Source organism: Duganella aceris (assembly GCF_011090165.1).
Taxonomy (GTDB): domain Bacteria; phylum Pseudomonadota; class Gammaproteobacteria; order Burkholderiales; family Burkholderiaceae_D; genus Rugamonas; species Rugamonas aceris.
The window spans coordinates 1-1,453 of record NZ_JAADJT010000036.1 but is presented as its reverse complement, the minus strand read 5'-3'; the positions used below and the strand labels follow the sequence as shown (position 1 = coordinate 1,453).

Here is a 1,453-nt window from a genome sequence, read left to right as displayed (position 1 = left end):
CAAATAAACAGAGATTAAACTGAAGAGTTTGATCCTGGCTCAGATTGAACGCTGGCGGCATGCCTTACACATGCAAGTCGAACGGCAGCGCGGGGCAACCTGGCGGCGAGTGGCGAACGGGTGAGTAATATATCGGAACGTACCCTGGAGTGGGGGATAACGTAGCGAAAGTTACGCTAATACCGCATACGATCTAAGGATGAAAGCAGGGGACCGCAAGGCCTTGTGCTCCTGGAGCGGCCGATATCTGATTAGCTAGTTGGTGGGGTAAAGGCCCACCAAGGCATCGATCAGTAGCTGGTCTGAGAGGACGACCAGCCACACTGGAACTGAGACACGGTCCAGACTCCTACGGGAGGCAGCAGTGGGGAATTTTGGACAATGGGCGCAAGCCTGATCCAGCAATGCCGCGTGAGTGAAGAAGGCCTTCGGGTTGTAAAGCTCTTTTGTCAGGGAAGAAACGGCCTGTTCTAATACAGTGGGCTAATGACGGTACCTGAAGAATAAGCACCGGCTAACTACGTGCCAGCAGCCGCGGTAATACGTAGGGTGCAAGCGTTAATCGGAATTACTGGGCGTAAAGCGTGCGCAGGCGGTTTTGTAAGTTTGTCGTGAAATCCCCGGGCTCAACCTGGGAATGGCGATGAAGACTGCAAGGCTAGAGTTTGGCAGAGGGGGGTAGAATTCCACGTGTAGCAGTGAAATGCGTAGATATGTGGAGGAACACCGATGGCGAAGGCAGCCCCCTGGGTCAAAACTGACGCTCATGCACGAAAGCGTGGGGAGCAAACAGGATTAGATACCCTGGTAGTCCACGCCCTAAACGATGTCTACTAGTTGTCGGGTCTTAATTGACTTGGTAACGCAGCTAACGCGTGAAGTAGACCGCCTGGGGAGTACGGTCGCAAGATTAAAACTCAAAGGAATTGACGGGGACCCGCACAAGCGGTGGATGATGTGGATTAATTCGATGCAACGCGAAAAACCTTACCTACCCTTGACATGGCTGGAATCCCCGAGAGATTGGGGAGTGCTCGAAAGAGAACCAGTACACAGGTGCTGCATGGCTGTCGTCAGCTCGTGTCGTGAGATGTTGGGTTAAGTCCCGCAACGAGCGCAACCCTTGTCATTAGTTGCTACGAAAGAGCACTCTAATGAGACTGCCGGTGACAAACCGGAGGAAGGTGGGGATGACGTCAAGTCCTCATGGCCCTTATGGGTAGGGCTTCACACGTCATACAATGGTACATACAGAGGGCCGCCAACCCGCGAGGGGGAGCTAATCCCAGAAAGTGTATCGTAGTCCGGATTGTAGTCTGCAACTCGACTGCATGAAGTTGGAATCGCTAGTAATCGCGGATCAGCATGTCGCGGTGAATACGTTCCCGGGTCTTGTACACACCGCCCGTCACACCATGGGAGCGGGTTTTACCAGAAGTAGGTAGCTTAACCG

General features: G+C 53.3%; 1 rRNA gene. It reads left to right on the top strand.

The features are described 5' to 3' along the window. Positions 1–16: 16 nt before the first annotated feature. Positions 17–1,453 (top strand): 16S ribosomal RNA (locus GW587_RS30930); the annotation flags it as partial.